We start from the raw sequence: 26,974 nt of genomic DNA, 5'->3' as shown, positions 1-26,974 counted from the left end.
AACAATGTCAACGGTTAACTTATCTTTCTAATCAACGTTAAACGTCATTAAAAGTAACCTCTTTCATTCTCAGTCATTGGCGTTGCAGCCCGTGTCTGTGGGGTCGCATTATAGGGATATCGATCACATTGGCAAGTGTTTTATTGGCAATTATATCAACTTGATGCCTAAGTGTAGCATTAGTAAGCAAACCGCGCGATTATCAACCGTTATTGTTTTAATTCACTGCTGATAATTTCATTGATGTGTTTTTTAGGGAAGAGTTTACTACTGAGAATGCGTGTCACAACAAAACCAATGGCAGCAAAACTGATTGCAATTAATATGAGCATGCTTTCATTTACAGAATAAAATTGCTTAGTAATTAACGCACCACCAATGAAGAATAAAAGTGGTACGAGATAAGCTAATGTTGCGCTTTTAATCAAGTCACTATTATTTATTTGCAATTCGATAAAATTATTCACTTCCATGCCCTCTTTATATGGCACTTTAAATTGATGCGACTTATCTGAAAATGCTTTCGCGACAGCCCCAACACCACAACTACTCTCGTTATGACAAGATGAGCATGCAGATCTTGAAATACATTCTACAACGGCGACCTTTTCTGTGCCTTGATCTTCGATTGTAATTATCTTCCCAGTTTCTTTAATCATTACTTAACCTTAGAAATTGATTCAATCAATCGTTTTGCCGTAACAACTGGGATATCTCCAATAATATTAATTTCAATATCCCCTTTCTGATAAGTATAAAGGACTGTTGCACCGCGTTGAATTACTTTTTGTTTTTCATCCAATGTTATTTTTTTAGCCGATATGTAAATAGAGACACTTACAATACCATCATTTAACATGATATATGACACAGGCTCATTGTTATGCATCACCAATTTATGCTGATCGTTTCTGACGACGTTAAAACCGGTCGGCAACCAATTAATAGCCCATTCAGATTTTTCTTTTTGTGAAGCTTGCGGAAGATTCAATAATTGGGGTAACTGCTGCTTACTTAATTTATCTAACCAGGGGCTCACTTTTTCAGAGATAAGTAACGAGACCACCATCACTTGATCTAAAATCAGGTTGGACTTATTTAAGGTATCTAAACGCAGTGGTAAGTAACTATCTACATCTAACCAGACAATATAACTATAACGGTACTCATCTTTACTGATCATGCGAATTGCAATGGCTTGTTTACCTGCAATTCGCCCTTTGCCTAAAATGATGTACTCGTAACTGTCTTGGCCTTTTTCATAATCAAAATTGGCGATATTAGCAAAAACACTACGATTGAGTGTTGATTCTAGAGTGTAGGCTTGTGTACCTTGCTCAAAATAGCTGATTTTACCCGAGTATTGTAAAGACTCACGCATAGCACCATTTAGAAATCGAAAATATGCAATCTCTTGATCGTCAACAACCCCATGGATTAGCTGCTTGGGTTCGACTTGGCTTTGTAGGCTATTTAAATATAACAGCTCATAATTTAGTTCTTTGTAGGACTTTTGCATAAATTGCAAATATTCGATTGCCGTTAACGTTTCTTTTTTTGCAATATAGCTTTCGCTAGCTTGATTCATTCCATCCGTCTCAATAGCGAATGTTGAACCACTCGTCATAACCACAACAATAGCGATTAACGTGCTAAAAAGTATTTTTAACTTCATTCACGGGCCTTATAACAACAGTAATGATAACCACTCACTATGGTTGTGTTTGTAACTGTAGCTGATGGTCTTTTAATAATGCGTCAAGTCTTTCGTTATGCTCTTTAATCGCTTGTTTCGATTGCATATGCGAGGCTTGCAAGCTAACAGGCGCGACTGCACCACCAAAAGGAACTGTATTTAACACTTCAATGCCCGGTTCATTATTTTCAATACCTGGTTGCGAAGTGACAATACTGGTGAGCACCACAATGCCTGCAACAGATGCTGCAATGGCATATTGGCTAAAGCGTTTAGCAAAAGAGACTATATTATTACTTTCTTTCATTGCATACACAGGAGTATCAGGTGTTACCACTTGAGCAGACTCGGCTTGCTTCTCAATCCTAGCCATAACTTGTTGGCTAATATCAATATTGATAAATTGATCGACTACTTCTCCGCGCATCACATCACCAACCAAGTGATAACGTGAAAACTGTGCTTGTTGGCGTTTATTTGTTATTAGTTCATCCAATAACTGACTTTCACAAACTTCATGGTCAATTATTTCATTATCAATAAGGGTTGATAGTTGCTCGTTATTATCTTTCATTATTTTTCCCAACTAATCTTCTAATAAAGGTTTTAATTGTTTATCGATCGCTTCACGAGCCCTGTAAATACGAGAGCGCACGGTACCAATCGGGCAATCTTCAATGGTTGCAATCTCTTCATAGCTCATTCCCTCAAGCTCCCTTAGTGTAATTGCTGATTTTAATTCAACAGGTAGCAGCTTAATGGTATCTAAAATAACGTTTTTTATCTCTTGAGAACGTAAGATCCCTTCGGGATCATCGGACTCTTTCAATGCGTCACTGCCGTCATAACTATCAGCTTCCATCGCATCGATATCAGAAGCTGGCGGTCTACGGCCTTGGCTAGTCAAATAATTTTTAGCCGTATTGACAGTTATACGGTACAGCCAAGTGTAAAAAGCGCTATCACCACGAAAAGAGGGTAAGGAATTAAATACTTTTATAAAAACCTCTTGCGCAACATCTGCGATATCTCCATTATTACGGACATAACGCGTTAATATGTTTGCGACTCTATTCTGGTATTTTTTTACCAATAATGTAAAAGCTTGTTGCTCCCCATTTTGAATACGCTGAATTAATTGAAAATCTAAATCTCGCTCATTCATTGAGCTTCTCTACCTATAATAATGGTGAGGCCTATATTGGCATTCACAGTTATGACTTTGAATAAAAAAGAAAGTTCCCAAGAAATCAAAAGAAATTACTTTTGGCTAAATTCAGCACTTATTCTCGAACCACATGGGGTATATAATAAAAAGCCCCACAAAAAACATACATTAACTGCAGAGCATATACAGCCATGACAGAAAGTAAATCAATAACTGAACATCAACAGACTTCTAACGTCCTCATTATTGGCGCTGGTGCTGCCGGACTTTCACTTGCGCTAAAGCTTGCTCCTCATACAAATGTAACCGTTTTAAGCAAAGGAAAGCTGTCTGAAGGCTCAACTTTCTATGCTCAAGGTGGCGTTGCCGCTGTTTTTTCTGATACCGACAGCGTCGATTCTCATGTTGAAGATACCTTAGTTGCTGGCGCGGGTTTGTGCGATGAAGAGGCGGTACGCTTTACCCTCCGCCATGCCAAAGAAAGCATGCAATGGTTAATTGACCTTGGCGTTGATTTTGACACGGAAATTGATGACAACGGCAATACACAATTTCATCTTACTCGAGAAGGTGGGCATTCCCACCGCCGTATCCTACATGCAGCTGACGCAACCGGGAAAGAGATCGAAAACACCTTACTCAGCGCAGTGAAAAAAGAAAAAAACATCAATTTAATGGAGGGGTATAATGCGGTTGATTTAATTACCAGTCGTAAACTAAACCTCCCCGCCAATAGAATATTAGGGGCATATGTTTGGAACCGCCAAGCAGAACGCGTTGAAACCATCAAAGCACATTTTGTCATTCTGGCAACCGGTGGTGCCAGTAAAGTATATCAATATACAAGTAATCCCGATGTTTCCAGTGGTGATGGTATCGCTTTGGCATGGCGCAGTGGTTGTAGAATCGCCAATATGGAATTCAACCAATTTCATCCAACCTGCTTGTATCATATTGATGCTAAAAACTTTTTATTAACAGAGGCACTAAGAGGCGAAGGTGCACATTTACTGCGCCCAGATGGCAGTCGTTTTATGCTCGATTTTGATGAAAGAGCAGAACTTGCCCCGCGCGACATTGTCGCACGTGCGATTGATTATGAAATGAAACGCTTAGGTGCTGATTGTATGTATCTTGATATCAGCCACAAATCGAAAGAGTTTATTGTTAAACATTTTCCGACAATTTATCAGCGTTGTTTAATACTCGGTATTGATATGGCAAAGCAGCCCATACCTATAGTACCAGCGGCTCATTACAGCTGTGGCGGTGTGATGATCGATCATCATGGGCAAACCGATATTGATGGTTTATATGCGATAGGTGAAGTCTCCTACACTGGTCTACATGGTGCTAATCGATTAGCATCAAATTCACTATTAGAGTGTATCGTTTATGCGCACGCTTGTGCTAAAGACATCATTAACCACATCCCTTTTTACAAAGAACGAAAATTTGCCACTATTCCAGTTTGGGATGACAGTCAAGTTGGAAACTCTGATGAAGAGGTTGTGATTCAACATAACTGGCATGAACTAAGGCTATTTATGTGGGACTATGTCGGTATTGTGCGTACTGATAAACGCTTAGCGCGCGCACTGCATAGGGTACAGCTGTTGCAACAAGAAATTGATGAGTATTACAGTAACTTTAAAGTGAGTAATAACTTATTGGAGCTCAGAAACCTTGTGCAAGTAGCTGAAATTATAATAAAAAGTGCAATGTCACGAAAAGAGAGTCGCGGCTTGCACTACAATATTGATTACCCTGAGCAAAAGGACAATTCACAACCCACTATTTTATGCCCACAGAAATAAACGCTTGCACTTAATATCGCCCGGTATTGATCAACCGGGCGAGTAAGCGATATTCTGCTTCACTGACCGCATCTCGATAAATAACAACAAAAAATTTTTCTACTTTTTTCTTTTTATCGATTAAATTAGAAATATCTGTGTGCACTTTTTGCAAATGAAGACATAAGCAAAAATGGTTATAAAAAGAAGAGCGACTGATCTCAGCAATAGTCACATCATTGTCTTCACAGACAATCTCAACTAACCCCGAATCACTTAACCTCAAATCATATTCTTGCCCATAGGCTTTTTTGCCTCCATACAATGCAACTGCCGATAAAAACACAAAGAAAGAAAACATTAATCCAGATAATCCTAGGATTAGCAGGGAGAGTAAAAGCAGATAAAAATACAGTAGAAAAACAACTCCCCCCGCATAGAAAGAGGGATGAACAGCAATGTTATACTTTAACGCGTTTGAGGATAACATCTATCATCTTAGCCAGCTCCAGATCAATACAAACCTGGTGCCCCATAAACCAAGAAAAAAGATCCGGATCTTCACAGCTTAATAAACGCTGAAAAATTATTTTATCCGCACCAGACAAATCATCATAAGCCTCATTAACAAAAGGCATAAATAATACATCAAGCTCTAACATCCCCCGACGACATGCCCATAATAAACGTGATTTACTGACCATTTCAGCCATTCGTTTTACATCCTATTTAAAATAAAGTACACCAGCATCATAACAACAACAAATTGTTAACAGCAACTACTGACAAAATAGGTTGTGAGCTATACCATTGTAAAAGAATAAATTTGCCATAACGCTGTATTAAAATGAGGCCTCAAATGCTTAAACTTAGTCAACTAAAAAATATTAGCCACTTACCAGAGTTAGTCTTATGTCCTCTCGATAGCTGGGATTTAATTCGCGTAAGTGGAGAAGATCGCATCACTTTTTTACAAGGACAACTGACTTGTGATTTGACAAGCTTAAAACCCGGCCAACAAACACTCGCAGCACAATGTAACCCACAAGGTAAAGCTTGGAGCATTCTCAGAGTCATTGTCTTAGAAGATCGCATTCTATTGACTCAACCCAGCTCGGTGACAGAAAAACAGCTGCCAGAATTACAAAAATACGGTACCTTCTCAAAAGTAGAAATCACCAGAGAAACAGAGTATCAAGCGATCGGGTTAGCTGGTTGTAAGTCGGCTGAGTATATTGCCGATAATATTGATCCGGCGGCAGTACATGAACAAAGCCACTTACTCGAAAATGGCATTATAATCAAACAGCCTTACCCATCACTACGTTATTTAATTATTTTAAAGAATCACCAAGCATCTGAATTAGTTGCTGATTTAAAAGACCGCGCCACTGTATTTGATGATAGCTTATGGAATGCCATGAATATTGCAGCGGGCATCGCTTTTATTGTAAAAGATACATCGGCTTTATTTGTCCCACAGATGCTCAATTTACAAGCGCTCGATGGCATTAGCTTTACAAAAGGCTGTTATATCGGGCAAGAAACAATCGCCAGAGCAAAGTATAGAGGAGCTAATAAGCGTGCACTGTTTATTCTTACCGGTCGCGCCAGCGAAGCGCCTAAAGTGGGTGATAATGTGCAGGTATTATTAAACAATAATTGGAAACGCGTGGGCACCGTCGTATCAGGATGTCAATACGGTGATAAGCATATTGAAGTATTAGCTGTTTTACCAAAAGAGAGCGGCAGCGATGCTGTTTATCAAATACAAGAGATTGAAGGTTCAACGCTTTATTATGCCCCACTGCCTTACTCTATAACTGAAGACTAACCTAAATTAAATCAACTCGTTATGTGGATCGGGTTGATTATATAAGCAATTATAAATCCAGATTTAAATTAGGGACTATTTCCCTGCCTGTCGAAAAAATGTTAGACTACTCACACTTTTTAATGTACACATTTGTTAATTTTATCTAACTGATAGCAGGTTTGCGATTGAATTCAGAAATTAAAAAATTACGTGCTAAAGCTGATCAGTTTAATCAATTACGGATCCGATCAGCGCAAGCCTTGATGGGTGAAAATGAACTTAACGTATTTCAAACATTTCCCCTTTTATTTCACTTTAATCATCCAGCACTGCCAGGTTATATTGACGCAGATGTGCCCACTGGCATTGCTCAATATGAAGTAACAGCAACTCACTTACAGCTGATGAGCACTTTCTTACACGTTGATTGCCCCGAAAAAGATGGTCGGATTCCTGATTTAATCGGCCTTTATACTATGGGCAGTACCTCTTCTATAGCACAAAGTTCGGAAAGCGATTTTGATGTTTGGATCTGTTATCCACACCAGCTTGACCAAAAACGAGTCAAATTATTAGATGAAAAAACCTGGTTAGTCAGCCAATGGGCAGAAAGTTTAGATGTTGAACTTAATTTCTTTTTGATTCCGGATAATAAGTTTCGTGTTGATAATCACGCCAGCATGACTAAAGATGCATGTGGATCATCACAACATATGCTATTACTCGACGAGTTCTACCGCACTGCGTTGCGTGTCGCGGGCAAAAGAATATTATGGTTACAAATTCCCCTTCAGCACGAATCCAATTACGATCAATATGTAAAAGACCTTTCCGATCAAGGTATTCTAGAAGCTGAGGATTGGTTAGATCTTGGTGGATTCCACCGTATACCCGCAGAGGAATATTTTGGGGCGACACTTTGGCAACTCTACAAAGGCATTGATACGCCATACAAAGCAGTATTAAAAACAATTCTCATGGAGGCTTATTCTTGGGAATATCCAAATACCGAGTTAATTGCTGTCGCTTACAAAAAAAACTTTCAGGAAAAAGATCTTTGCCATGAGAACCTTGACCCTTACTGCTTAATGCTTAAAAAAGTAAGTGCATATTTAACCAGTATTAATGACAGCAAACGACTTGAGGTCGTGCGCGCTTGTTTTTACCTTAAGACAGAAGAAAATATTTCCAAGAATTCAACAGATAAAAGTAGGGCTTGGCGACGCAGCGTTTTAAATAAATTTATGACCCAATGGCAGTGGGATAATTACCAGATTGAAGATTTAGATAACCGTAAAAACTGGAAAGTGAACGATGTCACCAAGGCGAAAGATGTTTTATTAGAAACATTAATGAGCAGCTACCGAAAATTACTTAGTTTTGCGCGTGATAACAACATCTCAGAATCGATCAGCGCAGAAGATATCGGCATTTTATCCCGTAAACTATATGCAGCCCATGAAACATTGCCCGGTAAAGTTGACCTTATCAATCCGAATATATCACCCGACCTCTCTGAGCCAGATTTGAGCTTTATTCAAGTACCTGAAAATAGAACAAATAAAGCAGGGTGGTATCTATATAACAGTTCCCTTAATAACTACGACCTGATCAACACTCCCACGTTAATGTATGCCAATTATATCGCTAAATTGATTGCTTGGTGCCATATGAATGGTTTGTATCAGGAAGACACTAAATTACATCTCTATAATCAAGGGTCAGATCTCGTTGATCAAAAGTTAAACCTATTTATAGAAGATTTGTACTCTGTCTTTCCGGTGTATGTTCCAAAAGCGAGCAACCAAGCACTTAGCCAACCTTGTGAAATAAAACACCTCACTATATTTTTAAATGTAGAGAAAGATCCAACTCGACATTGGCAAAGTACCCAAGAAAGCGAAGTCAATCAGGAAGGGGATGTTTTCTCCTATGGTGACCATAGCGAATGCTTAATCGGCAGTATCGACCTTATTTACCGAAACTCATGGAATGAAGTGCGGACGCTTAATTTTAATAACGATTACGCAATAGTTGAGGCCCTGACCACTATTTTAGGTAAGATGCACCAAGATGCACGCCCACCTGAGCAGATAGATATATTCTGTTACAGCCGCCACTTTAAACAACAAATTAAGCAAGCCTTTGGTGTAAAACTCAATGAATATATACAGCTGCGTTTAGATTCAATTTCGCAGCGTTCAGTGCAGACATTATGGACAGGCGATCGAAAATTTGGTTTCTATTTCGAACGCGCAGGTGTTTCATTGCAGCATTTAGAAAGTACCGTCGATATTTATAGCCATATCTCCAAGAAGAAGCTTTCCAACAGCGCTATTAATTTAAAAAACACCCACTTCGAACAAACTGCAGAGGTGATTGAATCACATATCAGCGAAGGGCTTATCCAATTCTTTTTTGAGAATTATCCGGGCGGTTTTAACGTTTATATTGCCAACGCCGATAATGAAGTTGAAACCTTCCATAGTTTTGCGGGTAGTAAAGATGACCTGGTACAAAACGTCAATCGCTTTTATGCATCCAATAACAATGCACCAAGTCATTTAGATGAGCAGATTAATTTTAACCTGCCACAATTTTATGAAATAGAGTCGACTGCAAATAATGAACTGCTCTTATCTTCCTTTAAAAGCAATACGAAAAACGGAGCCTAAATAAGCCTATTTAACCTCAACGCGGAATAGTGAAAGTGAAATTGTTTTTAGGATCATAAGGTTAAAAATCACATCATACCGTGTTGATAGTTTTATGTAATTCAAGGCGACTCAGCATGGCATAACGCGCTATTTAGCTGAGTTAACACAGAAGCAGTAACTGCACTGTATCGATTTGCTTATCCCGAGTAGGGGTTATTTAGATGTTGGGCGCAGCCCTAATGAGTGACAAATAGCATAACTTAACTCACTGCGATTTAATGTGTAAAAGTGAAAGTCTTTTACTCCCTCTTGGCTAAGTACTTTTACCATATCCATAGCAATAGTTGCACCAATTAAATTACGGGTCATAGGGTCAGCCTCAGTGCCTTGATAAAGTTTGTGCATCCAGTCGGGTACATTCACATCAGTCATGCCGGCAAACTTGACCAGTGTATTATAATTAGAAACAGGTAAAATCCCCGGTACTATATCCCCTTCAATACCCTGTTTGACACACTTATCACGAAAACGCAGAAAGGTTTCAGGGTTAAAAAAGAACTGTGTAATAGCGCGATTAGCTCCTGCAGAAAATTTATCTTTCAGCACCGCTAAATCAAATTGCTCACTGCTCGCTTCAGGATGTTTTTCAGGGTAAGCCGCAACCGAAATATCAAAATCCCCCTCCTCTTTTAACAAATGAACTAGGTCTGCCGCATACATATGCGGCTTTGCCCCAGCGGGTGGAATATCGCCACGTAATGCAACAATACTACGAATATCATTATCCCAATAATCACGGGCTATCTGCCGTAATTCATCTTGGTTGGCATCGATACAAGTTAGATGTGGCGCAGCAATCATGCCAGTTTTGCTTTTAATATCTTTAATGATTTGATGTGTACGATCACGCGTCCCAGAATTTGCACCATAAGTTACCGAAACAAACTTAGGTTTTAATGTTTTTAAACGATCAATAGAATCCCATAACGTTTGTTCCATACTAGGAGTTGCAGGTGGAAAGAATTCAAAGGAAACGCCCACTTGCTGTTTTATATCGGCAATATTTTGGTTCAACTTCGCTAAATATTGTGAAGATAAATAACTCGCTGTTTGGCTTGCACTGTTCATAATCTATATCCCTTGATTTTTTAGACGTCTGAACGTCTTTCATAATAAGTAACTTAGATTAATATGAATATTTGTCAACTATTTTCTTTTAAGATGAAATTAACAACATAAAAAGTGAATTTACCTCAACATTATAAACTAGACTTCTAGCCATCTTGATGTGTAGATTGCCAATACAAACAACACACGTTAAAATAACCATTCAAAAATCATGGGGTCATAAACATGTCTAAGAAATGGAACGGTGAGTACATCAGCCCTTATGCTGAGCACGGTAAAAAAAGCGAACAAGTCAAAAAAGTAACAGTTTCAATTCCCACTAAAGTATTGAAAATACTGACTGATGAGCGCACTCGCCGCCAAGTGAAGAACCTGCGCCATGCAACAAATAGCGAACTGCTATGCGAGGCTTTTTTACATGCCTACACAGGACAACCTCTACCTAAAGATGAAGATCTATATAAAAACCAAATCCAAGTAGACATATTAGAAGATGAAGAGTAATAAATTGCAGAAGAAGCAACAATCGACTGCAACGGACATGCGCGTTAAAATCCGAATCCTATAAATCATTCTATGCAAGTTGATCCGAAGACAATTGCCGCTATTTAAGCTACACTTTTCTTTCGCCTCTTGTCTTGATACATTTTTTCATCCGCATCACTTATCAACTGATCAATAGAGGAAGTAGGTAAAGAAGTCACTTCAGTTAAGCCGTAGCTAAACTGAAGGTTAATTTCACTTCTAAGTTGAGGGGCGATTCGACTCTCTATTACCTCCTTAGTTTCTTTTTCATTAAGGTTATTAAAGATAAGCAAAAATTCATCCCCACCAACACGACAGAAATAATCTTCCCCCCTTAAATGATGCATTGTAAGGTCGACAAAGTCGGTAATATATTTGTCACCTTTTGCGTGCCCTAGCGTATCGTTAATCTCTTTTAAATTATCCAAATCGATATAGACGATAGTTAGTTTATAGGCATATCTTTTGGCTTTTTTTAACTCAATATCTAAGAACAGATAGGCAGCTCTTCGATTAAAGCAACCAGTTAGTTCATCGGTAATTGCTTGCTTTTCTAGCTTTTCTTCAAGTTTTATTCGTTGTGCGATTTCTGCTCGCAAGCTTAAATTAATGCACTTTAAATCAGCTGTCTTTTTATTTACCTTATCTTCCAAGCAAGAGTATAAATCCCTTAATTGCTTGATCATTAAATTAAAGTATTGACCCAACTCGCCAATTTCATCTTTTGATTCGAACCCTTTAATTTCACTTAACACCTTACTCTCATAGATGTATTTACTTTTGTCTCTTAAATTTTCAATCGGTTTAATAAGGGCGTTTCTTAGGTAGTAAATCATTGCATATAATGACAAGGTGAATATCATCAGCATGATAAACAGCTCCAAGTTAATATTAGCGACGACTGAATCTATGAGGGCTTGTTGCTCAAACTGAAATAGATTTATCTCCCTGTCAGCGATTACTAAATAATGATTATATTGCAGCATATTTCTATCTAACATACTCTCTGACTCATTGATCTGGAGAATTAAATCTTTTATCTTTTGACTGATAACTTTATAGCGACCAATCAGCCCAATTAAAGATTTATCGTCCACCTGCTCCCTAAGAGTCTCTACCGCGGCGATCCATTGCTTTAAATGATCCGAATCCCTAAATTGAAACATTGACTCTTTACTGTCATAAATTAATTCAGCAAAAAGCTTAATATCGCTGATATTTTCACCATGATATATTTTATCTTTTAGGCTGTACCTGAGCTTTTTTTCCGCTTGATAGAGAGCATTAAATTCATCAATAGCTTGTAATTTATTGTAATGCGATTCTAATATATTCTGTTCAAGCGCAAATATTCTTAGATAAATTTTCTCAACGTTAACTTTATCATTCCCCATGAATGCTTTTTCTGTATCAATACTTTTTCTACGCCGCTCAAGTTCTGAAATTGATTTCACCATTAATAATGTTTTAATCAATGCCCTACGTTTGTAAATATCTTTTATTATTTCCTGATTATCTGTAACCCCAGCATAAGCTTTTTCAATTTTATCAATATGAGTGATAATGTTAAACAGAATTGTAGAAGTAAATAATGAAAATATGACGGCGGAAAGACTAAACTTATCTCGGATCTTCATCGGTTATGCCCTATTGATTTAACAACTTTTTAGATTGATTATCTAATAATAAATACAGCAATAATTGTTAATAAACCCTATTTTTTATGCCATCCACTTTACTTATTGGGGTATGAAAAATAATGCGTCTTTATTAAAGGGCGTTATATTAGCTGAAACACAGAAGTAACGAACAAAAAACAAGCGAAAATGTCGTGTTAATCAAACATTTGTTAAATTATTGTATTTAATTAAAGAGAATATCATAGGCTGGGTTCGTGATACAGGTGCTGTACGGCGACTAAAATTTGCCCTTGAAAATAGTTGCCAACACGAAAGGCATAAGATGACGATGTTTTCAGGGAGATTTAAAGAAGATGAAAGCAGATAACAATAAAAACCCCTTAACTGATTTAATAAGTTAAGGGGTTCGTTTACATCAAACTAAATTATTTATCCAGGTGAATATCCATTTGTGGAAACGGTATTTGAATCCCTTCTTCATCAAGACCATTTTTAATCGCTTCCATTAGCTCAAAACGCACGGTCCAATACAGCTCACTTTTAACCCATGGACGTACTACGAAGTTAACACTTGAATCCGCAAGCTCTGCAACTGCAACTTGAGGCTCTGGGTTTGTTAATACATTGCTATTAGCGTTCACGACACGATCAAGTAGCGCTTTCGTTTTAGCTAAATCAGCATCGTAACTTACACCAATAATCAGATCAATACGGCGAGTTGGCTTACGCGAATAGTTGACAATATTGCCGCTTAAAATAGCCGAGTTTGGCACCACGACGAATTTATTATCCGGTGTTGTTAAAGTAGTTGCGAATATTTGCACCGACTCAACACTCCCCGATACACCTGCAGCATCTATATATTCACCCGCCTTAAATGGGCGCAATACAATAATCAACACTCCAGAAGCGAAATTTGAAAGCGCCCCCTGAAGCGATAGACCAATCGCTAAACCAGCTGCACCAATTAAAGCGATGAAGGAGGTTGTTTGCACGCCGATATGACTTAATGCGGCGATCACCACAATAGCGATTATCACGTAACGAGTCATAGCGGCTACGAAATCAACGATGGTACTATCAATTTTTCGTTTCGTAAGTACTTTATGAAACGCTCCCGAGATAAGGCGCGCCAGCAACAAACCAATAACGAGCGTTGCGATTCCCACGACGATATTCACACCGTACTCAATTAACAACGCTTGGTTGTTCGCCATCCATCCAAGGCTACTGCCAACAACATCCAGACCACTATCAATACGCTCAGCAATCAGCTCTTTCGCATCACCAGAAGTAGAAGTTGCCACAGAGATTATATTTGCTTCAGCCATCACGAGATCTCCTTAATAATTAACTTTGTGCGAGTTGGTTGTAAAAGAAATTCCATTGAACTGTGAAATTTTGGGTTGGTTTTTGCTTAAACTGACTGCGCACAAATTGGTTCATACGCCCTTCAACATAAGCAAGCAGTATATTTGCGGCAATCGCTTCGTCGATCAGTAACTTCCCACCATCAAGCAGAGGTTTTTCTCTAAGCACCTGCTTCACCTGCGATTCCAGCTTAAAAAACAGATGTTCGATACGCAGTTGCAAACGTTCGTTTTCACCTAATAAAGCATCCCCCGTTAAAATACGAGTGATACCCGGGTTTTGCTCCGCAAACCCTAGTAGAAAATGGAGCAGATGCTCAATGCGCGTTAACGTTTGCTTCTGCTGCTCTTTAATTAGATTAATCTGCGTAAATATAGCAGACTCGATGAAATCGATGAGCCCTTCAAACATGCGCGCTTTACTTGGGAAATGACGATATAACGCGGCTTCAGAAACCCCCACTTCAGCAGCGAGTTTAGCGGTCGTGATACGCTGCCCAGGTTTTCCTTCAAGCATCACAGCTAAAGCACGTAAAATATCATCCTTGCGGTTTACTTTCTTTTTGGCTGTTTTAGTAACCATAATGAACAACTTCCTTTGTTAAATTAATGCTTACCCGAATGTCCAAAACCACCTTCGCCACGTACACTAGTATCAAAACTATCAACTATTTCAAATGTTGCTTGAACCACAGGTAGAAACACTAACTGTGCTAATCGCTCACCCGGCTCTAAGGTAAAAGGAACCTTGCTGCGGTTCCAACAAGACACCATTAGCGGTCCTTGATAATCAGAGTCAATTAACCCCACTAAGTTACCCAATACAATGCCATGCTTATGACCGAGTCCAGAACGCGGTAAAATGGTCGCAGCAAGCGTTGGATCCGCAATATGGATCGCAATGCCGGTAGGAATAAGCTGAGTCTCACCAGGCTCAATAACGACAGCGTTATCAATGCAGGCGCGTAAATCCATGCCCGCCGATCCTGCGGTTGCATGCTCTGGTAGTGGAAACTCTTTACCGATACGTGGGTCAAGGATTTTAAGTTCTATTTGTTTCATTGTGATGATCCATTATTTTGTGGGCAAGTATCTAACAAATTATATTGTTGATAAATTATTTCAAGTAGTTGGTAAGCAACTGTCTTTTTATCGGCAAGGGATATATCAAAGATATCCGAGGCTGAAAACACAGTGAGTGCATTTTGTTCGCTATTAAAACCTTGCCCTACTATGGCCACATTATTGGCCGCAATAAGATCTAAGTTTTTACGTTTTAATTTATCCCGTGCATAACCAGCAACATCTTCAGTTTCGGCTGCAAAGCCAACACAAAAAGGACGATTTATATCCATTGCTACATGCGCAATAATATCAGGGTTTTTAACCAGCTTAAGTGTAAAGTTATCAATCCCTTGCTGCTTCTTCATTTTCTGCGGCGCAACCGCTTCAGGGCGATAATCAGCTACGGCAGCGCAGCCGATAAAAATATCGCAATACGCTAATTTAGCTAAACTAGCCTGATGCATCTCTAATGCACTTTTGACATTAATTCGATTAACATGAGCCGGCGTCTGTAGGGGCACGGGGCCACTTATCAGTGATACATTAGCGCCCATTTTTTGTGCCACTTCAGCCAAAGCAAAGCCCATTTTACCGGAGCTGTAGTTACTTATATAACGAACGGGATCGAGCGCTTCTTGTGTCGGGCCAGCTGTTATCGTGATATTCACATTGGCAAACAGCGACTGCTGAATATTAAAAAAATCAACTACGTTAGACACCAGTTCGCTCGTTTCAAGCATGCGCCCAGGACCAATGTCACCACAAGCTTGAGGCCCCTTTCCCGGCCCCCAGATCAACATTCCACGCTGCGCCAACACACTGATATTTTCCTGCGTGGCAGCTGCTTGGTACATTTCCATGTTCATTGCAGGTGAAACAGCAATTGGCGAAGGCGTCGCCAAACAGAGCGTTGTTAATAACTCATCCGCTAAACCTGCACGTAATCGCGCAATCAGGTTAGCCGTCGCCGGCGCAAGTAAAACCAGATCCGCCCATTTAGCAAGTTCGATATGGCCCATTCCTGATTTAGCACGCGGATCAAGCAGATCATCGGCAATTGCATGGCCAGAAACCGCCTGCATGGTTAACGGAGTAATAAATTCTTTTGCAGCAGATGTCATTACAATACGCACATCCGCTCCTTGATCTTTTAGTCGACGGGTCAACTCGGCACATTTATAAGCCGCAATACCGCCAGAAATACCTAATAATATTTTTTTTCCTGTTAACGGATAAATAACAGACATAATAATACTCAATCAACAGATCCAAATGGTTTAGATCTTATAAAAAAAGAGCAACAGGATAACACAAAGTAGTTACGCAATATGTGACAAAATCGTCTAGATTTAATGTCTTGTTTATATAATAGGCATTGTGTATTTATGACCAAATTAAAAGATTGGCCTGATCAAGAAAGACCTCGTGAAAAGCTACTATCACAAGGGGCAAGCGCCCTCTCCGATGCAGAGCTATTAGCTATCTTTTTACGTACTGGCTGCAGAGGATTAGATGTAGTCACTCTCGCACGGCAATTACTAACGGAATTTGGTTCTCTACATACGCTATTTGCCGCATCCGAATTTGAATTTTGTGAAAAAAGAGGCTTAGGACAGGCAAAATACGCACAACTACAAGCGGTGCTAGAGATGTCTTGTCGCTATCTGCAAGAGCCGATACGAAAAGGTCAAGCATTGACCAGTGCGGCACAAACAAAAACTTTTCTCAGCGCCAAAATGCATCATTTACCCTATGAGGTATTCGCCGCCCTCTTATTAGATACACAACATCGCGTTATTTGCTTTCACGAGTTTTTTTTTGGATCCATTGACAGTGCCACGGTACATCCCCGAATCATTGCGCAAAAAGTATTATCGGCTAATGCCGCTGCCATTATATTGGTACATAACCATCCATCAGGGGATCCAACAGCCAGTATTTCAGACAAAAAAATCACCGAAAAAATCGTCTCCACGATGCAATTAATTGATGTGCGCGTTTTGGATCATTTCATTATTGGACATGAAAAATGTACCTCTTTTGCCGAAAATGGATGGATTTAATACATAAATTCAGAGTTTTGTTGATCTTTCATACTCAATCATGTATAAAATGCGCCCTCGACGCCTTTGGCGACGGCTAAAAAAGGTGTTCGACTATTTTGCTCGAGTAAAACTATTATTTTGGAGAATTTCGACATGTCTAGAGTATGTCAAGTTACAGGCAAGCGTCCAGCTGTTGGTAACAATGTATCACACGCAAAGAACCGCACACGACGTCGTTTTTTACCTAACCTGCAAACACACCGTTTCTGGGTTGAGAGTGAGAACCGTTTTGTAAAACTACGCCTAACTACTAAAGGGATGCGTATCATCGATAAAAAAGGTATTGATTCAGTGTTAGCTGACATTCGTGCCAATGGTGAAAAAGTTTAAGGAGCTTTAAAATGCGTGATAAAATTCGTTTAAATTCAAGTGCTGGTACTGGCCATTTTTATACTACTGATAAAAATAAAAAGACGATGCCTGAAAAGTTTGAGATCAAGAAATTTGATCCTGTTGTACGTAAGCATGTTATGTACAAAGAAGGTAAAATCAAGTAATTTTGATTTCATCGGATAAAAACCCAGTTTATACTGGGTTTTTTTATGCCCAAAGGAAAGTAAAATGCGCCTCTCAAGTAAAGGTTGGAATAATGTACTTATCTTTGGCATCTTAACCATTATTTTTGTTTTCCACTTTAGCCAGAAATTAACCCTTTCAGCGAAAATTGAGCAGCGTAGTGTCATCAGCAATGAATTTATTATTGTGGAAATTAAAACGCCTGACTTTGAAATAAAACGCGTCGGTCGCAGTTGGAAGAGTGAACCAGATTTGGGCTTGTCAAAGAATCAACTCGCATTACTGGTGCAAAACTGGCAACAACTTAAATTAGAGACACAATCAACAGTCACAACTAAGCAGCCACCTTATCTGATCTATATCTACAGCGCTAATCAAGCGCAGCCAACTATTGTGCAGTTATTTCAGCAGGGCGATAATTACTCTCTGCAACTGGACTCAACCATTTCCCTGTTCTTAAGCGCAGAGCAACTACCACTGTTGTTAGGCCGCTAGTTACACCAAAGAAAATATATAAATGATTGCTCTTAATTACCTTTTTCGGCTCAAATCACGCGCCAAAATCAATGAAAGACCGATCATCTGTAAAAAGATAGACCAGTTACGCAAAGTGGATATCTCTTTATTTAAAAGCATCTGCCGCTCAGTTAGTTCCAAGTTTAAAAAGAATTTATTGTCTATTTCTTCGCGGATATTATCTTGATAATCATTAATTTTAATATCTATCGCTGTAATACTTAACAAAACAGAGACGGGAATTGGCTCGTGGAGATGTGACTCAAGTAATCGTCTGAACGACTTTGCTATCGACTCATTTAATTCACCTTGATTCAACAACAGGTATAATATTTCTCTTTTCCGCTCAACCCCCTCTATTTGCAACCACAATAGATCCATCCCTTTTTTATTATTGCTCATTTGCATAGACAGACGATTAAGCTGACTATTTTTACCGTCAATAATAAAATGCGTCACCAAAGCAGCCGATATATTTAATAACAGACCAATCATTACGATTGACCAAGTAGGAAGCCTTAACATAGATTTTTCTCCAGAAAAAAGTACACTAATAATATTAGTCTAAAAGAGAGTACTAACCTCAACTCGGGATAATGAAAGCAAAATCCCGTTTAATACCATCAAGCTAAAAATTTTATTTCCTACATTGTTGGTGATTTTATGTAGTTCAGGGGATTGCTAGTAGAGTTAATCCAGAAGTACACGAAAATGTCTGCATTATATTGATTTTATTTTGCCAAGCAGAGGTTGCTTATGCCTGAATTACCCGAAGTTGAAACCAGTCGCCGAGGCATCAGCCCTCACATTATTAATAAGCAAGCCATCGATGTTGTCCTCCGCCACACCCAACTGCGCTGGAAAATACCGCAGAATTTACTTTCCTATATTGAAAATAAATTATTACTATCCATCGATAGACGGGCTAAATATTTACTATTCAATTTTACAACGGGCACGCTATTGATCCATCTTGGCATGTCAGGCAGTTTGCGCATCTGTGCCCTAAAAACGCCAGCCAATAAACACGATCATGTTGATATTGTTTTTTCTGATTGTTTATTACGCTTTACGGATCCGCGCCGCTTCGGCGCCATTTTATGGTTAGGCCTCTCCCCTGAATCTTCAACCCTGCTCAACCAGTTAGGTCCCGAGCCACTTGCTGATGACTTTACTGCTAGTTACTTATATTTGAGCGCAGACAACCGTAAGCGCCCCGTTAAGCAATTTATAATGGATCAGAAGGTCGTGACGGGGGTGGGGAATATTTATGCGACAGAAGCGCTGTTTATGGCTGGCATTAAACCAACTCGCGCAGCGGGTAATATCTCTCTAAAACGCTATCAGTTATTAGTGAATGCGATAAAATTAATTTTACAACAGGCTATCCAACAAGGCGGCACAACTTTAAAGGATTTTGTCGGCGGAGATGGTAAACCCGGTTACTTTCAACAAACATTACAGGTGTACGGCAAAACAGGGCAAAAGTGTCCTCACTGCCAAACAGCTTTAAAAGCACTTAAACTTGCCGCAAGAAACAGTGTTTATTGCCCTAAGTGTCAACGCTAATATTAGTTAGGGACATCAAAACCTTTTCCTCTATGTGGACTAAAAGCCCACGCCCTTTTTATGACGTAAAAAAGTAAAATTGATGACACCCAACAATAACGATACGTAACCAAATGAATTTAGATAATTAAAAAGATAAATAACAGCTCTATTTATCAATCTGACAATACCGACTATTGGCGCTAGCTGTCAGATTAAATTATCAGAAAAAAACTGATTTAATCCCCTAGAGCAATGCCTTCTCTGCGAGGATCTGCCCCACCAATTAACTTCCCCTCGGTAAACAATATCGCGTGAATACCAGAGTTCATGTCTGCAATATTGACCTTGTACCCCATCGCTTCGAGTGGTGCTTTAAACTTTATCGCATCAGTACCTTCTTCGAGATCATAGGTGCCAAAGCGATTGATCATATGTGGCAAGTCTATGGCTTGTTGGATATCCATTCCCCAATCTAAATGCGCAATCAGTGTTGATGCAACGTAACCAATAATTCGCGATCCACCTGGAGAGCCGATAGCCATATACGGTTGACCATCGTGCATCACAATAGTTGGCGACATAGAAGAGCGCGGACGTTTTCCTGGCTCGACACGGTTTGCAATGGGATAGCCGTTCTCATGTGATGCAAACGAAAAATCAGTCAGTTCATTATTAAGTAAAAAACCATTACTCATCACTCTTGAGCCAAAACCATTTTCAACGGTACTGGTCATTGAAATAATATTGCCCTCTTTATCTGCAATCACAATATGCGTTGTACTCGGAAGTTCCAGTGACTGATCATCAGCTAGGGCGATAGCACCATCCCACCGCGGATTACCAGATGACACTGCTGCTAGTGCTTTTCCAGGCTGAATCAGTTTGCCGCGCTCAGCCAGATAACTCGGATCTAACAAGCCTTCGGGCATGGGGACAAAATCTGCATCGGCCATATAGCGACCACGATCGGCGAAAGCGAGTCTTGAAGCATCACCAATAATCTGCCAAGCCTCAGGACTATCTGCGCCCATTTTTTTTAAATCAAAATACTCAGCAATACCTAATATTTGCCCAATAGTCAACGCCCCTGAACTTGGAGGCCCCATACCGCAAACCTTATATTGATGATAAGGTGCACAAATTGCGCTACGTTCAATTATTTTGTATGTAGCAAAGTCTTGCATCGCTAACACACCTGGATTATCTGTAATACCGTTAACTTTTTTAACTATATCTTGCGCTAGTTTTCCTTGATAGAAAGCGGCTTCACCATCCTTCGCAATGGCCGCTAGGGATTGCGCATAGGGCTTGTTTTTTAGTACGCTCCCCGCAGTTAAAGGTTCACCTTTATCGGTAAAGAAGTAGGCTTTTGTTTGTGGATATCTCGCTAAGCGTTGTTTATCATTGGCAATGGCAGAAGCAAGTCTTGGTGATACGCTAAAGCCTTTTAAAGCAAGCTTTTGAGCTGGTTCAAAGAGTTCGGCCCACGCCTTAGAGCCATACTTATGATGCATTGTCGCCAGTAATTTTACCGTACCTGGTGTACCAACAGATCGCCCACCTACTACCGCGTCATAAAATTTAAGTGGCTTGCCGTTTTTATCTTGAAACAACTCAGGTTTAACTGCTAAAGGCGCCGTTTCACGGCCATCAAAAGTGGTCACTTTTTTATTCTTTGCATCGTAATAAAGCAAAAATGCGCCGCCACCCAGTCCTGATGACTGAGGCTCCACCAGCCCCAAAACTGTTTGCACAGCAACTAAAGCATCAGCTGCGTTACCGCCATTTTTTAATACTTCATAACCCGCTTGAACGGCCTCCGGATTCGCGGCTACAACCATGTAGTCATTGCCAACGATACTTTGCTTTGGTTTATATGATGTCGTGGTTTCTGGTGCAATCGAGTCCGTGACTTGAGCGCTAGCAAACACATTTAATGAGAGAAGCGTAACACTGATAAACAGCAATGAACTTTTATACATAATAACCCCATTTGAAATATGAATTAGTTAGTTAGTTATTTTCAGAGCCTAATATAACAACATAGATGCCAATTTAAGCACTCGCATCACTTTTACTACGATTAATAAACTAGACTATTTCTAACCGCGAAACTACGTTTCGATTTGTCATTATCGATTAGCCAATTATAGATCTAAAGTAAATGCTGTAACTGCCGATATAATAATACTGTTTTAGGACTTAATTATCGCAACTGCAATCGCTACTTTGCATTTGGATCTTTTAAGCTTAGGCTTATAGAAGTAAATTAAAATCTTATTTACGGGTTCAATAACTAATTAAATGTATTAACGGTTAATTGAGGTGAATTATGGATATGAGTATTGTCGGTGGCGTGTTGAGCGATCAGGCTAAAATAAGCACCCTAGAAAAAGTCAACGTAAGTTTGTTGAAAACAGCCAATACCCAAGCTGAGCAACAAGCTACCCAGCTATTAGATTCAATAGCGCCTGTCGCCGTAAGTGATGGAAATAAAGGCAAGCATATCAACGTTTCAGTGTGATTCGTGTGCCTACATAACCTCAAGTCTGGATAAGCTAAACGATACAGTACCGTTATTTACGCGTATTTCTGCGTTAAATCATCTGCCAATAACCAGTTATTGCTGCGATGATTCGCCTTGAACTACGCAAAACTAACAGCACTGTATAATATGTTTTTTAACTTGTTGATATTTAATCTAATTTCGCTTCCATTATCCAGAACTGAGGTTACATAATAATATGGCAGTTTAAATAACTGTCATATTATTATTCAAATAAATCAAATTATTTTTTTGAAACGATTTATCTTGTCTTGAACAAAAGCCGTAAATGCACTTATTTTGGCGGAGGGATAAATCAATTGCGGATATAATATATAAATGCTTTGTCCTTGGATGTATTGATCCGTTAATACTCGCGTTAACTTACCCTGTTGTAACTCCTTCATGACATAATAATCTGCAATTCTAATAATCCCCTTCCCAGCAACCGCCATCTGTTTAAGCAAATGATTTTCATTAATTGATAACCAACCAGCAATCGCAATATCACCTGATTTTAAAGGCCAAAATGGTTGTTCTAAAGCGCTTAAACACTGATGATCAGCAAGTTCCATCACTGTTTCTGGCTTGCCATGCTCAGTAAAATACTCCGGCGCGGCACACAAACAATGCTGATAGGAGAATAACTCTTTTGCGACCATATTCTCTGGAGGATGAAGCGTTGCACGAAAAGCCAAGTCAAAGTCATCCTTAATTAAATCATGGTTGGTATAACTAGAATCAATTTCAAAGGTGATAGCGGGATGGGTTTGCTGGAATTCATAGCAAATATTTAACAAAATACATTCGGTAAACATTTTAGGCGCAGTTATTTTTATGACGCCCTGCAGGGCGCTATGCTCATCATAAATATTACGCTCTAAGTTGAGCATGGCCGCTTTGATCTCTTGCCCCTGAGCCAGTACTTTTTTCCCCTGTGGTGTTAAGCGAACGCTGCGCGTTGTTCTCACCAATAGAGGGCATTTAAACTCTTTTTCCAATTTTTTTATCTGATCAGATAAATAACCATTAGAAATAGACAGGTTTTCAGCGGCTTTGCTAAAACTTAACTGCTGAGCAATTTCGACAAATAACATCAAACATTCAATTTTTTTATGCTGTTGCATTACGTTACCCTTAATATCCACACAAATACCAGCCCATTATTACCCTCTATATAAAAATATACCCAAGATTATTTTTTATAGCGAATAATGATTTCGTTTTTGGGGGGCTTATCCTTTTATTTTTACGGATTACAATAGTCTGCATTAATCGCCGTCTTGTGCACAGAATAAGGGATTTAAAAATGAATAAAAAAAATGTTAAGTCGTTAAATAGCTATCTTGCAGATGTTGGAGCAATTGCATATGGCTGTATGGGATTAGGTGGCGGATGGGATCAAAATCCAATAAGCACCGAAAATATCAAACAAGCACACCAAGTCATTGATAGCGCTCTTTCTGCTGGCATTAATTTGTTCGACCATGCAGATATTTACACTCTCGGTAAGGCAGAAAAAGCGTTCGGCCAAGTATTAGCAGAGCGCCCTGAGTTACGCGAAAGTATATATCTACAGTCAAAATGTGCGATTCGCTTTGCTGACTCGCAGGGACCTAAACGTTATGACTTTTCAAAGGAATGGATAAATTTATCCGTTGATAATATTTTATCGCGCTTAAACACTGACTACCTCGATGTGTTAATGCTTCACCGTCCCGATCCTTTAATGGAGCTAGATGAGGTGGCAGATACGCTACTTGCGTTAAAACGCAGCGGTAAAGTCCGTCATTTTGGTGTTTCAAATATGCAATATCAGCAAATAGCCTATCTGCAGTCGGCACTTGATGCTCCTTTAGTTGCAAATCAAATTGAGATTAGCTTAGCAAAACTAGATTGGATCGAGAGTGGTATTATGGCGGGCAACCCAGATGGACGTGATATCAATTTTACCGCCGGTACATTGGAATATTGCCAGGCTAATAATGTGCAAATTCAAGCTTGGGGTAGTTTGGCACAGGGGCTATTTTCCGGACGTAATACTCAAGATCAGCCAGATTCAGTTAAAGCAACTGCAGCATTAGTATCACAACTTGCACATAACTACCAAGTCGCACCTGAAGCAATCGTCTTAGCTTGGTTAATGCGCCATCCAATGGGCGTTCAGCCAGTGATAGGAACGACTAACTTAGACCGGATTAGCGCTTGCGGCCAAGCAGTAAATATTAATTTATCACGCAATGAATGGTACTCACTTTATGAGACATCACGAGGTCAAGAGCTACCATAGACCGATCAGTACGCACCAATTTAAAATATAAAAGGATAGATAATGTTAACTTTACAAAAAAGCCAAAAACTGATCGCACAAGCATTACAAATTGCCGAAAGACAAACTGCGCAAATTGCGGTCGCTATTTGTGATTCCCATGGCGAATTGATCTGTTTTTCTCGTATGGATAACTGTAGTTTGCAAGCGGCGGTCTTGGCTAAAAACAAAGCTTACACATCAGCAAGAGATCGACAACCCAGTGGTGATTTAGGAGCTTGGGCAAAGGAAACAGGAAAAGATATGGGCTACTGGAGCGATCCTAAATTTACTGGGATTATGGGGGGGCTGCCAATCTATATTGCCGATCAATTGGTTGGTGCGATTGGTGTTAGTGGGTTAAATGAACAAGAAGATCAAGCTTTAGCAGCTAAAGCTTTAGAAATACTTGTTCAATAAGATAAAAAAACAAATACTTTAGCAAAACAAAAATGCAATAACAAAGTTGCAAGCTGGCGTTTACGACAAAGGCTAGAATGGCAGAGGGCTGGATGCCCGAAGTCATTTATTTTATGAGCGCGATAGGCTCTGTATAGCGCACAAAGAGTTATACGTCAGCATAGAGCCTCGCCTAAAGAACCTTCGCCATAAGCACAAAAAAGATCCACAATGAAAGCGCAAGCCACTTAAGAAAAAGAATCAACGGGTCATTTTCTTGACAAATACCACCACAAACAACGCCAGTGTAAAACTACCCGTAAAAGCCTCCAGCGCAGCCACCAGCCGCGAAAAACCTACCGGTATAAAATCGCCATAACCCAAGGTAGTAAAAGTGACAACGCTGTAATAGAGACATTCAAAAAAGAAAATAACGTTATCTTCTAAACTGCTTTGTAGCGAAAAAGCCTGATATTCACCCGCAAAACGTAAACCAAATAGGTAATAAAAAAAACTACTGGCCAAAATAATAACCCAGGAGAACAACACTACGCGTAAAGGGTCTTCACCATAACCACAAAAAAGATCAACAATTTTAGAATAGAGCCGATTAGCGGAATAGAGGGGATCCTGATAACGACGCATGGTTAACTCTTTTCGTAAGTAGGGCCCAGCCAAGGTAAAGAGGCCTTGGCTTTCAGAAGTTTTCCGTAAATTACGGTAAATTTCTTCCGCTTGTTCATAATAATCAGAAGCTTCTTTATATTCTTCTTGTGCTTGTGAATTTTTTGCGGCGCTTTCTTGGAGGATTGTTTTTCCTGTTTTTATGTGCTCAATTTTAGCGCCATGCAACTTAACCCCCAACAAATTACACTCTTCAAGATGTGCGCAATGAAGATTGGCATGAGAAAGATCCGTCTTCATTAAACTTGCACGAATTAAAACGATATTAAAGAGATGCGCCCCCCTTAAATTTGCCCTATACAGATCAGCCCCAGTTAAATCAAACCCTTTACTGCTGCCGTGGTTAACCAAATTTAGATTTTCTAAATTGGCATGCTGTAGAAAGATGCCGTGCATCATACCTCCACGACGGGCATAGGCTTCTAGTTTTTCTGCCGTATCTGGATCTGATTTATCCACTGTGCAGTCATGCCAGTAACAAAATTCAGATTCTAAAGAGGGGGCGTGGCAACGCTCACCAAGATGATTGAGGTAACGACAGGTTTGAGCTTGATGGTCAGACATAACACCCCCGATTTCTATAATCAATTTACAGAGTATAGGAAGGGGTGCCGTATCTGCATATATATTTAACTGTTAGCTGCTTGCTTTCTAAATAGCGCCTGAGCAACACATAAGGGCGCAAACGCATTGATATCCCCTTGGTGTTTGAATACTTCTTTAACAATGGTTGAAGAGATAAAGCCAGTGCCGGCACTGGCTGGCAAAAGAAGGGTTTCTAATCGCGGGTTTAAACTGCGATTGACCTGCGCAAGCTGCATCTCATAATCGGCATCGGTCGCCCCGCGTATTCCTCTTATTAAAGCTTGCGCTTTATATTCGCTAGCAAAGTCAGCCAACAAACCGGAAAAAGGAATAACTTCAATACCGGGTATTTCTGCAGTCACCTCTTCGAGCAGAGCGCAGCGCTCCTCTAAGCTAAAAAGTGTTCGCTTGCTGGTATTAACCGCAACCGCGACGATCACTCGCTCAGCGAGCCGACTGGCTCTTATTAAGAGATCAATATGACCGTTGGTAACAGGATCAAAAGAACCAGGAAAAACAACCGTATTCATCTTTATTTAACCACCGCGTCATTAATCGCTTTTAATTCGTCACGCGCAGATTCCCCATTCCAGTAAAAGCTGTACCAAGGTTCTGGATTTTCATCTGAGCGAAACTGTTTTTTCGGAAATTCAATTGACAGATAATTATCATTAAAGGAATAGACCGATGCACCAACCTTAACGTCACTAGCTATCCAAAATAGTATAAAAGCAACCAGTGGATAGACAAAAAAGAGTTTAAACATAAACAACCTCAAAAAATTTAAGTGTATGTATTCTAGCGCTTATTGATTAAATAGTGTGGAAATAAAAACAATAGATTAGAGCGTAATGCAAAAATGATTATTTTTTGTATTCAATAAAAACACCTTTTAAAACAAAAC

30 protein-coding genes are annotated in these 26,974 nt (G+C 39.5%); 12 read left to right on the top strand and 18 right to left on the bottom strand.

Annotation, left to right across the window (positions count from 1 at the left end; genetic code table 11):
• Nucleotides 1-209 precede the first annotated feature (209 nt).
• The 4 genes from KSO91_RS09560 to rpoE are packed head-to-tail and all read right to left on the bottom strand — an operon-like array spanning nt 210 to nt 2,861.
• Nucleotides 210-659, bottom strand: coding sequence for a SoxR reducing system RseC family protein (locus KSO91_RS09560; protein WP_238742731.1), 450 nt, complete (start codon nt 657-659; stop codon nt 210-212).
• The gene (locus KSO91_RS09555) at nt 659-1,675 is read right to left on the bottom strand and encodes a MucB/RseB C-terminal domain-containing protein (protein ID WP_238742730.1); all 1,017 of its coding nucleotides are present in this window, start codon (nt 1,673-1,675) and stop codon (nt 659-661) included. The genes KSO91_RS09560 and KSO91_RS09555 overlap by 1 nt, the downstream gene beginning before the upstream one ends.
• Nucleotides 1,676-1,712: 37 nt before the next feature.
• Nucleotides 1,713-2,270 carry a sigma-E factor negative regulatory protein gene (locus KSO91_RS09550; RefSeq protein WP_238742729.1) on the bottom strand — a complete coding sequence of 186 codons (558 nt, stop codon included), beginning with the start codon at nt 2,268-2,270 and terminating at the stop codon, nt 1,713-1,715.
• A 12-nt stretch (nt 2,271-2,282) separates the two neighbouring features.
• Nucleotides 2,283-2,861 carry an RNA polymerase sigma factor RpoE gene (rpoE, locus tag KSO91_RS09545; protein ID WP_238742728.1) on the bottom strand — a complete coding sequence of 193 codons (579 nt, stop codon included), beginning with the start codon at nt 2,859-2,861 and terminating at the stop codon, nt 2,283-2,285.
• Between the two features lie 194 nt (nt 2,862-3,055).
• Between rpoE and nadB the strand changes: the two genes are divergently transcribed.
• On the top strand, nt 3,056-4,681 hold the full coding sequence (nadB, locus tag KSO91_RS09540; RefSeq protein ID WP_238742727.1) for an L-aspartate oxidase: 1,626 nt from the start codon (nt 3,056-3,058) through the stop codon (nt 4,679-4,681).
• A gap of 10 nt (nt 4,682-4,691) precedes the next feature.
• Here nadB and KSO91_RS09535 read toward each other — a convergent pair whose 3' ends face one another.
• On the bottom strand, nt 4,692-5,150 hold the full coding sequence (locus tag KSO91_RS09535) for a protein YgfX (protein WP_238742726.1): 459 nt from the start codon (nt 5,148-5,150) through the stop codon (nt 4,692-4,694).
• Nucleotides 5,122-5,373 (bottom strand): FAD assembly factor SdhE, encoded by a 252-nt coding sequence (locus KSO91_RS09530; protein WP_238742725.1) that lies wholly within the window; start codon nt 5,371-5,373, stop codon nt 5,122-5,124. Before KSO91_RS09530 ends, KSO91_RS09535 begins: the two co-directional genes overlap by 29 nt.
• A 146-nt stretch (nt 5,374-5,519) precedes the next feature.
• Here KSO91_RS09530 and ygfZ point away from each other — a divergent pair, with 146 nt between their 5' ends.
• Both ygfZ and KSO91_RS09520 read left to right on the top strand, forming a co-directional pair.
• Nucleotides 5,520-6,494, top strand: coding sequence for a tRNA-modifying protein YgfZ (gene ygfZ, locus KSO91_RS09525; RefSeq protein WP_238742724.1), 975 nt, complete (start codon nt 5,520-5,522; stop codon nt 6,492-6,494).
• 167 nt (nt 6,495-6,661) lie between these two features.
• On the top strand, nt 6,662-9,151 hold the full coding sequence (locus tag KSO91_RS09520; protein ID WP_238742723.1) for a class I adenylate cyclase: 2,490 nt from the start codon (nt 6,662-6,664) through the stop codon (nt 9,149-9,151).
• A gap of 195 nt (nt 9,152-9,346) precedes the next feature.
• Here KSO91_RS09520 and metF read toward each other — a convergent pair whose 3' ends face one another.
• The gene (metF, locus tag KSO91_RS09515) at nt 9,347-10,261 is read right to left on the bottom strand and encodes a methylenetetrahydrofolate reductase (protein WP_238742722.1); all 915 of its coding nucleotides are present in this window, start codon (nt 10,259-10,261) and stop codon (nt 9,347-9,349) included.
• A gap of 225 nt (nt 10,262-10,486) precedes the next feature.
• Here metF and metJ point away from each other — a divergent pair, with 225 nt between their 5' ends.
• Entirely contained in the window at nt 10,487-10,765 is a 279-nt protein-coding gene (metJ, locus tag KSO91_RS09510; RefSeq protein WP_238742721.1) for a met regulon transcriptional regulator MetJ, read from the top strand.
• 104 nt (nt 10,766-10,869) lie between these two features.
• On the opposite strand, the gene KSO91_RS09505 is transcribed toward metJ, so the two are convergent.
• From KSO91_RS09505 to coaBC, 5 genes are all read right to left on the bottom strand, one after another.
• On the bottom strand, nt 10,870-12,261 hold the full coding sequence (locus KSO91_RS09505; protein ID WP_238742720.1) for a GGDEF domain-containing protein: 1,392 nt from the start codon (nt 12,259-12,261) through the stop codon (nt 10,870-10,872).
• Nucleotides 12,262-12,851: 590 nt separating this feature from the next.
• Nucleotides 12,852-13,757 carry a small-conductance mechanosensitive channel MscS gene (gene mscS / locus KSO91_RS09500; protein ID WP_275113956.1) on the bottom strand — a complete coding sequence of 302 codons (906 nt, stop codon included), beginning with the start codon at nt 13,755-13,757 and terminating at the stop codon, nt 12,852-12,854.
• Between the two features lie 19 nt (nt 13,758-13,776).
• Nucleotides 13,777-14,379 (bottom strand): nucleoid occlusion factor SlmA, encoded by a 603-nt coding sequence (gene slmA / locus KSO91_RS09495; protein WP_238742719.1) that lies wholly within the window; start codon nt 14,377-14,379, stop codon nt 13,777-13,779.
• A 23-nt stretch (nt 14,380-14,402) separates the two neighbouring features.
• Nucleotides 14,403-14,858, bottom strand: a complete 456-nt coding sequence (gene dut, locus KSO91_RS09490; RefSeq protein ID WP_238742718.1) for a dUTP diphosphatase — start codon at nt 14,856-14,858, stop codon at nt 14,403-14,405.
• Nucleotides 14,855-16,108, bottom strand: a complete 1,254-nt coding sequence (gene coaBC / locus KSO91_RS09485) for a bifunctional phosphopantothenoylcysteine decarboxylase/phosphopantothenate--cysteine ligase CoaBC (RefSeq protein ID WP_238742732.1) — start codon at nt 16,106-16,108, stop codon at nt 14,855-14,857. Before coaBC ends, dut begins: the two co-directional genes overlap by 4 nt.
• A gap of 138 nt (nt 16,109-16,246) precedes the next feature.
• Here coaBC and radC point away from each other — a divergent pair, with 138 nt between their 5' ends.
• From radC to KSO91_RS09465, 4 genes are all read left to right on the top strand, one after another.
• Entirely contained in the window at nt 16,247-16,924 is a 678-nt protein-coding gene (gene radC, locus KSO91_RS09480; RefSeq protein ID WP_238742717.1) for a RadC family protein, read from the top strand.
• Nucleotides 16,925-17,059: 135 nt separating this feature from the next.
• A complete protein-coding gene (gene rpmB, locus KSO91_RS09475) occupies nt 17,060-17,296 on the top strand; it encodes a 50S ribosomal protein L28 (protein ID WP_238742716.1) in 237 nt (78 codons plus the stop codon).
• An 11-nt stretch (nt 17,297-17,307) separates the two neighbouring features.
• Nucleotides 17,308-17,463 (top strand): 50S ribosomal protein L33, encoded by a 156-nt coding sequence (gene rpmG / locus KSO91_RS09470; protein ID WP_011768487.1) that lies wholly within the window; start codon nt 17,308-17,310, stop codon nt 17,461-17,463.
• A gap of 64 nt (nt 17,464-17,527) precedes the next feature.
• On the top strand, nt 17,528-17,977 hold the full coding sequence (locus KSO91_RS09465; protein WP_238742715.1) for a hypothetical protein: 450 nt from the start codon (nt 17,528-17,530) through the stop codon (nt 17,975-17,977).
• A gap of 36 nt (nt 17,978-18,013) precedes the next feature.
• Here KSO91_RS09465 and KSO91_RS09460 read toward each other — a convergent pair whose 3' ends face one another.
• Nucleotides 18,014-18,523, bottom strand: coding sequence for a hypothetical protein (locus KSO91_RS09460; RefSeq protein WP_238742714.1), 510 nt, complete (start codon nt 18,521-18,523; stop codon nt 18,014-18,016).
• Between the two features lie 231 nt (nt 18,524-18,754).
• Here KSO91_RS09460 and mutM point away from each other — a divergent pair, with 231 nt between their 5' ends.
• Nucleotides 18,755-19,567 (top strand): bifunctional DNA-formamidopyrimidine glycosylase/DNA-(apurinic or apyrimidinic site) lyase, encoded by an 813-nt coding sequence (mutM, locus tag KSO91_RS09455; RefSeq protein ID WP_238742713.1) that lies wholly within the window; start codon nt 18,755-18,757, stop codon nt 19,565-19,567.
• A gap of 218 nt (nt 19,568-19,785) precedes the next feature.
• On the opposite strand, the gene ggt is transcribed toward mutM, so the two are convergent.
• Complete coding sequence (gene ggt, locus KSO91_RS09450) at nt 19,786-21,531, bottom strand: gamma-glutamyltransferase (RefSeq protein ID WP_238742712.1); 1,746 nt, start codon at nt 21,529-21,531, stop codon at nt 19,786-19,788.
• Nucleotides 21,532-21,881: 350 nt separating this feature from the next.
• On the opposite strand from ggt, the gene KSO91_RS09445 reads away from it, so the two are divergent.
• A complete protein-coding gene (locus KSO91_RS09445) occupies nt 21,882-22,073 on the top strand; it encodes a hypothetical protein (protein WP_238742711.1) in 192 nt (63 codons plus the stop codon).
• A 260-nt stretch (nt 22,074-22,333) separates the two neighbouring features.
• On the opposite strand, the gene KSO91_RS09440 is transcribed toward KSO91_RS09445, so the two are convergent.
• Complete coding sequence (locus KSO91_RS09440) at nt 22,334-23,221, bottom strand: LysR family transcriptional regulator (RefSeq protein WP_238742710.1); 888 nt, start codon at nt 23,219-23,221, stop codon at nt 22,334-22,336.
• A gap of 182 nt (nt 23,222-23,403) precedes the next feature.
• On the opposite strand from KSO91_RS09440, the gene KSO91_RS09435 reads away from it, so the two are divergent.
• Both KSO91_RS09435 and KSO91_RS09430 read left to right on the top strand, forming a co-directional pair.
• Complete coding sequence (locus tag KSO91_RS09435) at nt 23,404-24,384, top strand: aldo/keto reductase (protein ID WP_238742709.1); 981 nt, start codon at nt 23,404-23,406, stop codon at nt 24,382-24,384.
• A 42-nt stretch (nt 24,385-24,426) separates the two neighbouring features.
• Complete coding sequence (locus KSO91_RS09430; RefSeq protein ID WP_238742708.1) at nt 24,427-24,822, top strand: GlcG/HbpS family heme-binding protein; 396 nt, start codon at nt 24,427-24,429, stop codon at nt 24,820-24,822.
• A gap of 240 nt (nt 24,823-25,062) precedes the next feature.
• Here KSO91_RS09430 and KSO91_RS09425 read toward each other — a convergent pair whose 3' ends face one another.
• The 3 genes from KSO91_RS09425 to KSO91_RS09415 form a co-directional block, all read right to left on the bottom strand.
• Complete coding sequence (locus KSO91_RS09425) at nt 25,063-26,049, bottom strand: pentapeptide repeat-containing protein (protein ID WP_238742707.1); 987 nt, start codon at nt 26,047-26,049, stop codon at nt 25,063-25,065.
• Nucleotides 26,050-26,114: 65 nt separating this feature from the next.
• Nucleotides 26,115-26,600 carry a pantetheine-phosphate adenylyltransferase gene (coaD, locus tag KSO91_RS09420; RefSeq protein WP_238742706.1) on the bottom strand — a complete coding sequence of 162 codons (486 nt, stop codon included), beginning with the start codon at nt 26,598-26,600 and terminating at the stop codon, nt 26,115-26,117.
• 2 nt (nt 26,601-26,602) lie between these two features.
• A complete protein-coding gene (locus tag KSO91_RS09415) occupies nt 26,603-26,836 on the bottom strand; it encodes a hypothetical protein (protein WP_238742705.1) in 234 nt (77 codons plus the stop codon).
• Nucleotides 26,837-26,974 lie beyond the last annotated feature (138 nt).

The organism is Psychromonas antarctica (genome assembly GCF_022267535.1).
Lineage (GTDB): Bacteria > Pseudomonadota > Gammaproteobacteria > Enterobacterales > Psychromonadaceae > Psychromonas > Psychromonas antarctica.
Note: the sequence above shows the minus strand (reverse complement) of the source record. Positions and strands in the feature narration are given on the sequence as shown.

What these genes read in the sequence shown, in the direction of transcription:
- KSO91_RS09560 (WP_238742731.1), bottom strand. Translation starts at nt 659, where the DNA reads ATGATTAAAGAAACTGGGAAGATAATTACAATCGAAGATCAAGGCACA.
- KSO91_RS09555 (WP_238742730.1), bottom strand. Translation starts at nt 1,675, where the DNA reads ATGAAGTTAAAAATACTTTTTAGCACGTTAATCGCTATTGTTGTGGTT.
- KSO91_RS09550 (WP_238742729.1), bottom strand. Translation starts at nt 2,270, where the DNA reads ATGAAAGATAATAACGAGCAACTATCAACCCTTATTGATAATGAAATA.
- rpoE (WP_238742728.1), bottom strand. Translation starts at nt 2,861, where the DNA reads ATGAATGAGCGAGATTTAGATTTTCAATTAATTCAGCGTATTCAAAAT.
- nadB (WP_238742727.1), top strand. Translation starts at nt 3,056, where the DNA reads ATGACAGAAAGTAAATCAATAACTGAACATCAACAGACTTCTAACGTC.
- KSO91_RS09535 (WP_238742726.1), bottom strand. Translation starts at nt 5,150, where the DNA reads ATGTTATCCTCAAACGCGTTAAAGTATAACATTGCTGTTCATCCCTCT.
- KSO91_RS09530 (WP_238742725.1), bottom strand. Translation starts at nt 5,373, where the DNA reads ATGGCTGAAATGGTCAGTAAATCACGTTTATTATGGGCATGTCGTCGG.
- ygfZ (WP_238742724.1), top strand. Translation starts at nt 5,520, where the DNA reads ATGCTTAAACTTAGTCAACTAAAAAATATTAGCCACTTACCAGAGTTA.
- metF (WP_238742722.1), bottom strand. Translation starts at nt 10,261, where the DNA reads ATGAACAGTGCAAGCCAAACAGCGAGTTATTTATCTTCACAATATTTA.
- metJ (WP_238742721.1), top strand. Translation starts at nt 10,487, where the DNA reads ATGTCTAAGAAATGGAACGGTGAGTACATCAGCCCTTATGCTGAGCAC.
- mscS (WP_275113956.1), bottom strand. Translation starts at nt 13,757, where the DNA reads ATGGCTGAAGCAAATATAATCTCTGTGGCAACTTCTACTTCTGGTGAT.
- slmA (WP_238742719.1), bottom strand. Translation starts at nt 14,379, where the DNA reads ATGGTTACTAAAACAGCCAAAAAGAAAGTAAACCGCAAGGATGATATT.
- dut (WP_238742718.1), bottom strand. Translation starts at nt 14,858, where the DNA reads ATGAAACAAATAGAACTTAAAATCCTTGACCCACGTATCGGTAAAGAG.
- coaBC (WP_238742732.1), bottom strand. Translation starts at nt 16,108, where the DNA reads ATGTCTGTTATTTATCCGTTAACAGGAAAAAAAATATTATTAGGTATT.
- radC (WP_238742717.1), top strand. Translation starts at nt 16,247, where the DNA reads ATGACCAAATTAAAAGATTGGCCTGATCAAGAAAGACCTCGTGAAAAG.
- rpmB (WP_238742716.1), top strand. Translation starts at nt 17,060, where the DNA reads ATGTCTAGAGTATGTCAAGTTACAGGCAAGCGTCCAGCTGTTGGTAAC.
- rpmG (WP_011768487.1), top strand. Translation starts at nt 17,308, where the DNA reads ATGCGTGATAAAATTCGTTTAAATTCAAGTGCTGGTACTGGCCATTTT.
- KSO91_RS09465 (WP_238742715.1), top strand. Translation starts at nt 17,528, where the DNA reads ATGCGCCTCTCAAGTAAAGGTTGGAATAATGTACTTATCTTTGGCATC.
- KSO91_RS09460 (WP_238742714.1), bottom strand. Translation starts at nt 18,523, where the DNA reads ATGTTAAGGCTTCCTACTTGGTCAATCGTAATGATTGGTCTGTTATTA.
- mutM (WP_238742713.1), top strand. Translation starts at nt 18,755, where the DNA reads ATGCCTGAATTACCCGAAGTTGAAACCAGTCGCCGAGGCATCAGCCCT.
- ggt (WP_238742712.1), bottom strand. Translation starts at nt 21,531, where the DNA reads ATGTATAAAAGTTCATTGCTGTTTATCAGTGTTACGCTTCTCTCATTA.
- KSO91_RS09445 (WP_238742711.1), top strand. Translation starts at nt 21,882, where the DNA reads ATGGATATGAGTATTGTCGGTGGCGTGTTGAGCGATCAGGCTAAAATA.
- KSO91_RS09440 (WP_238742710.1), bottom strand. Translation starts at nt 23,221, where the DNA reads ATGCAACAGCATAAAAAAATTGAATGTTTGATGTTATTTGTCGAAATT.
- KSO91_RS09435 (WP_238742709.1), top strand. Translation starts at nt 23,404, where the DNA reads ATGAATAAAAAAAATGTTAAGTCGTTAAATAGCTATCTTGCAGATGTT.
- KSO91_RS09430 (WP_238742708.1), top strand. Translation starts at nt 24,427, where the DNA reads ATGTTAACTTTACAAAAAAGCCAAAAACTGATCGCACAAGCATTACAA.
- KSO91_RS09425 (WP_238742707.1), bottom strand. Translation starts at nt 26,049, where the DNA reads ATGTCTGACCATCAAGCTCAAACCTGTCGTTACCTCAATCATCTTGGT.
- coaD (WP_238742706.1), bottom strand. Translation starts at nt 26,600, where the DNA reads ATGAATACGGTTGTTTTTCCTGGTTCTTTTGATCCTGTTACCAACGGT.
- KSO91_RS09415 (WP_238742705.1), bottom strand. Translation starts at nt 26,836, where the DNA reads ATGTTTAAACTCTTTTTTGTCTATCCACTGGTTGCTTTTATACTATTT.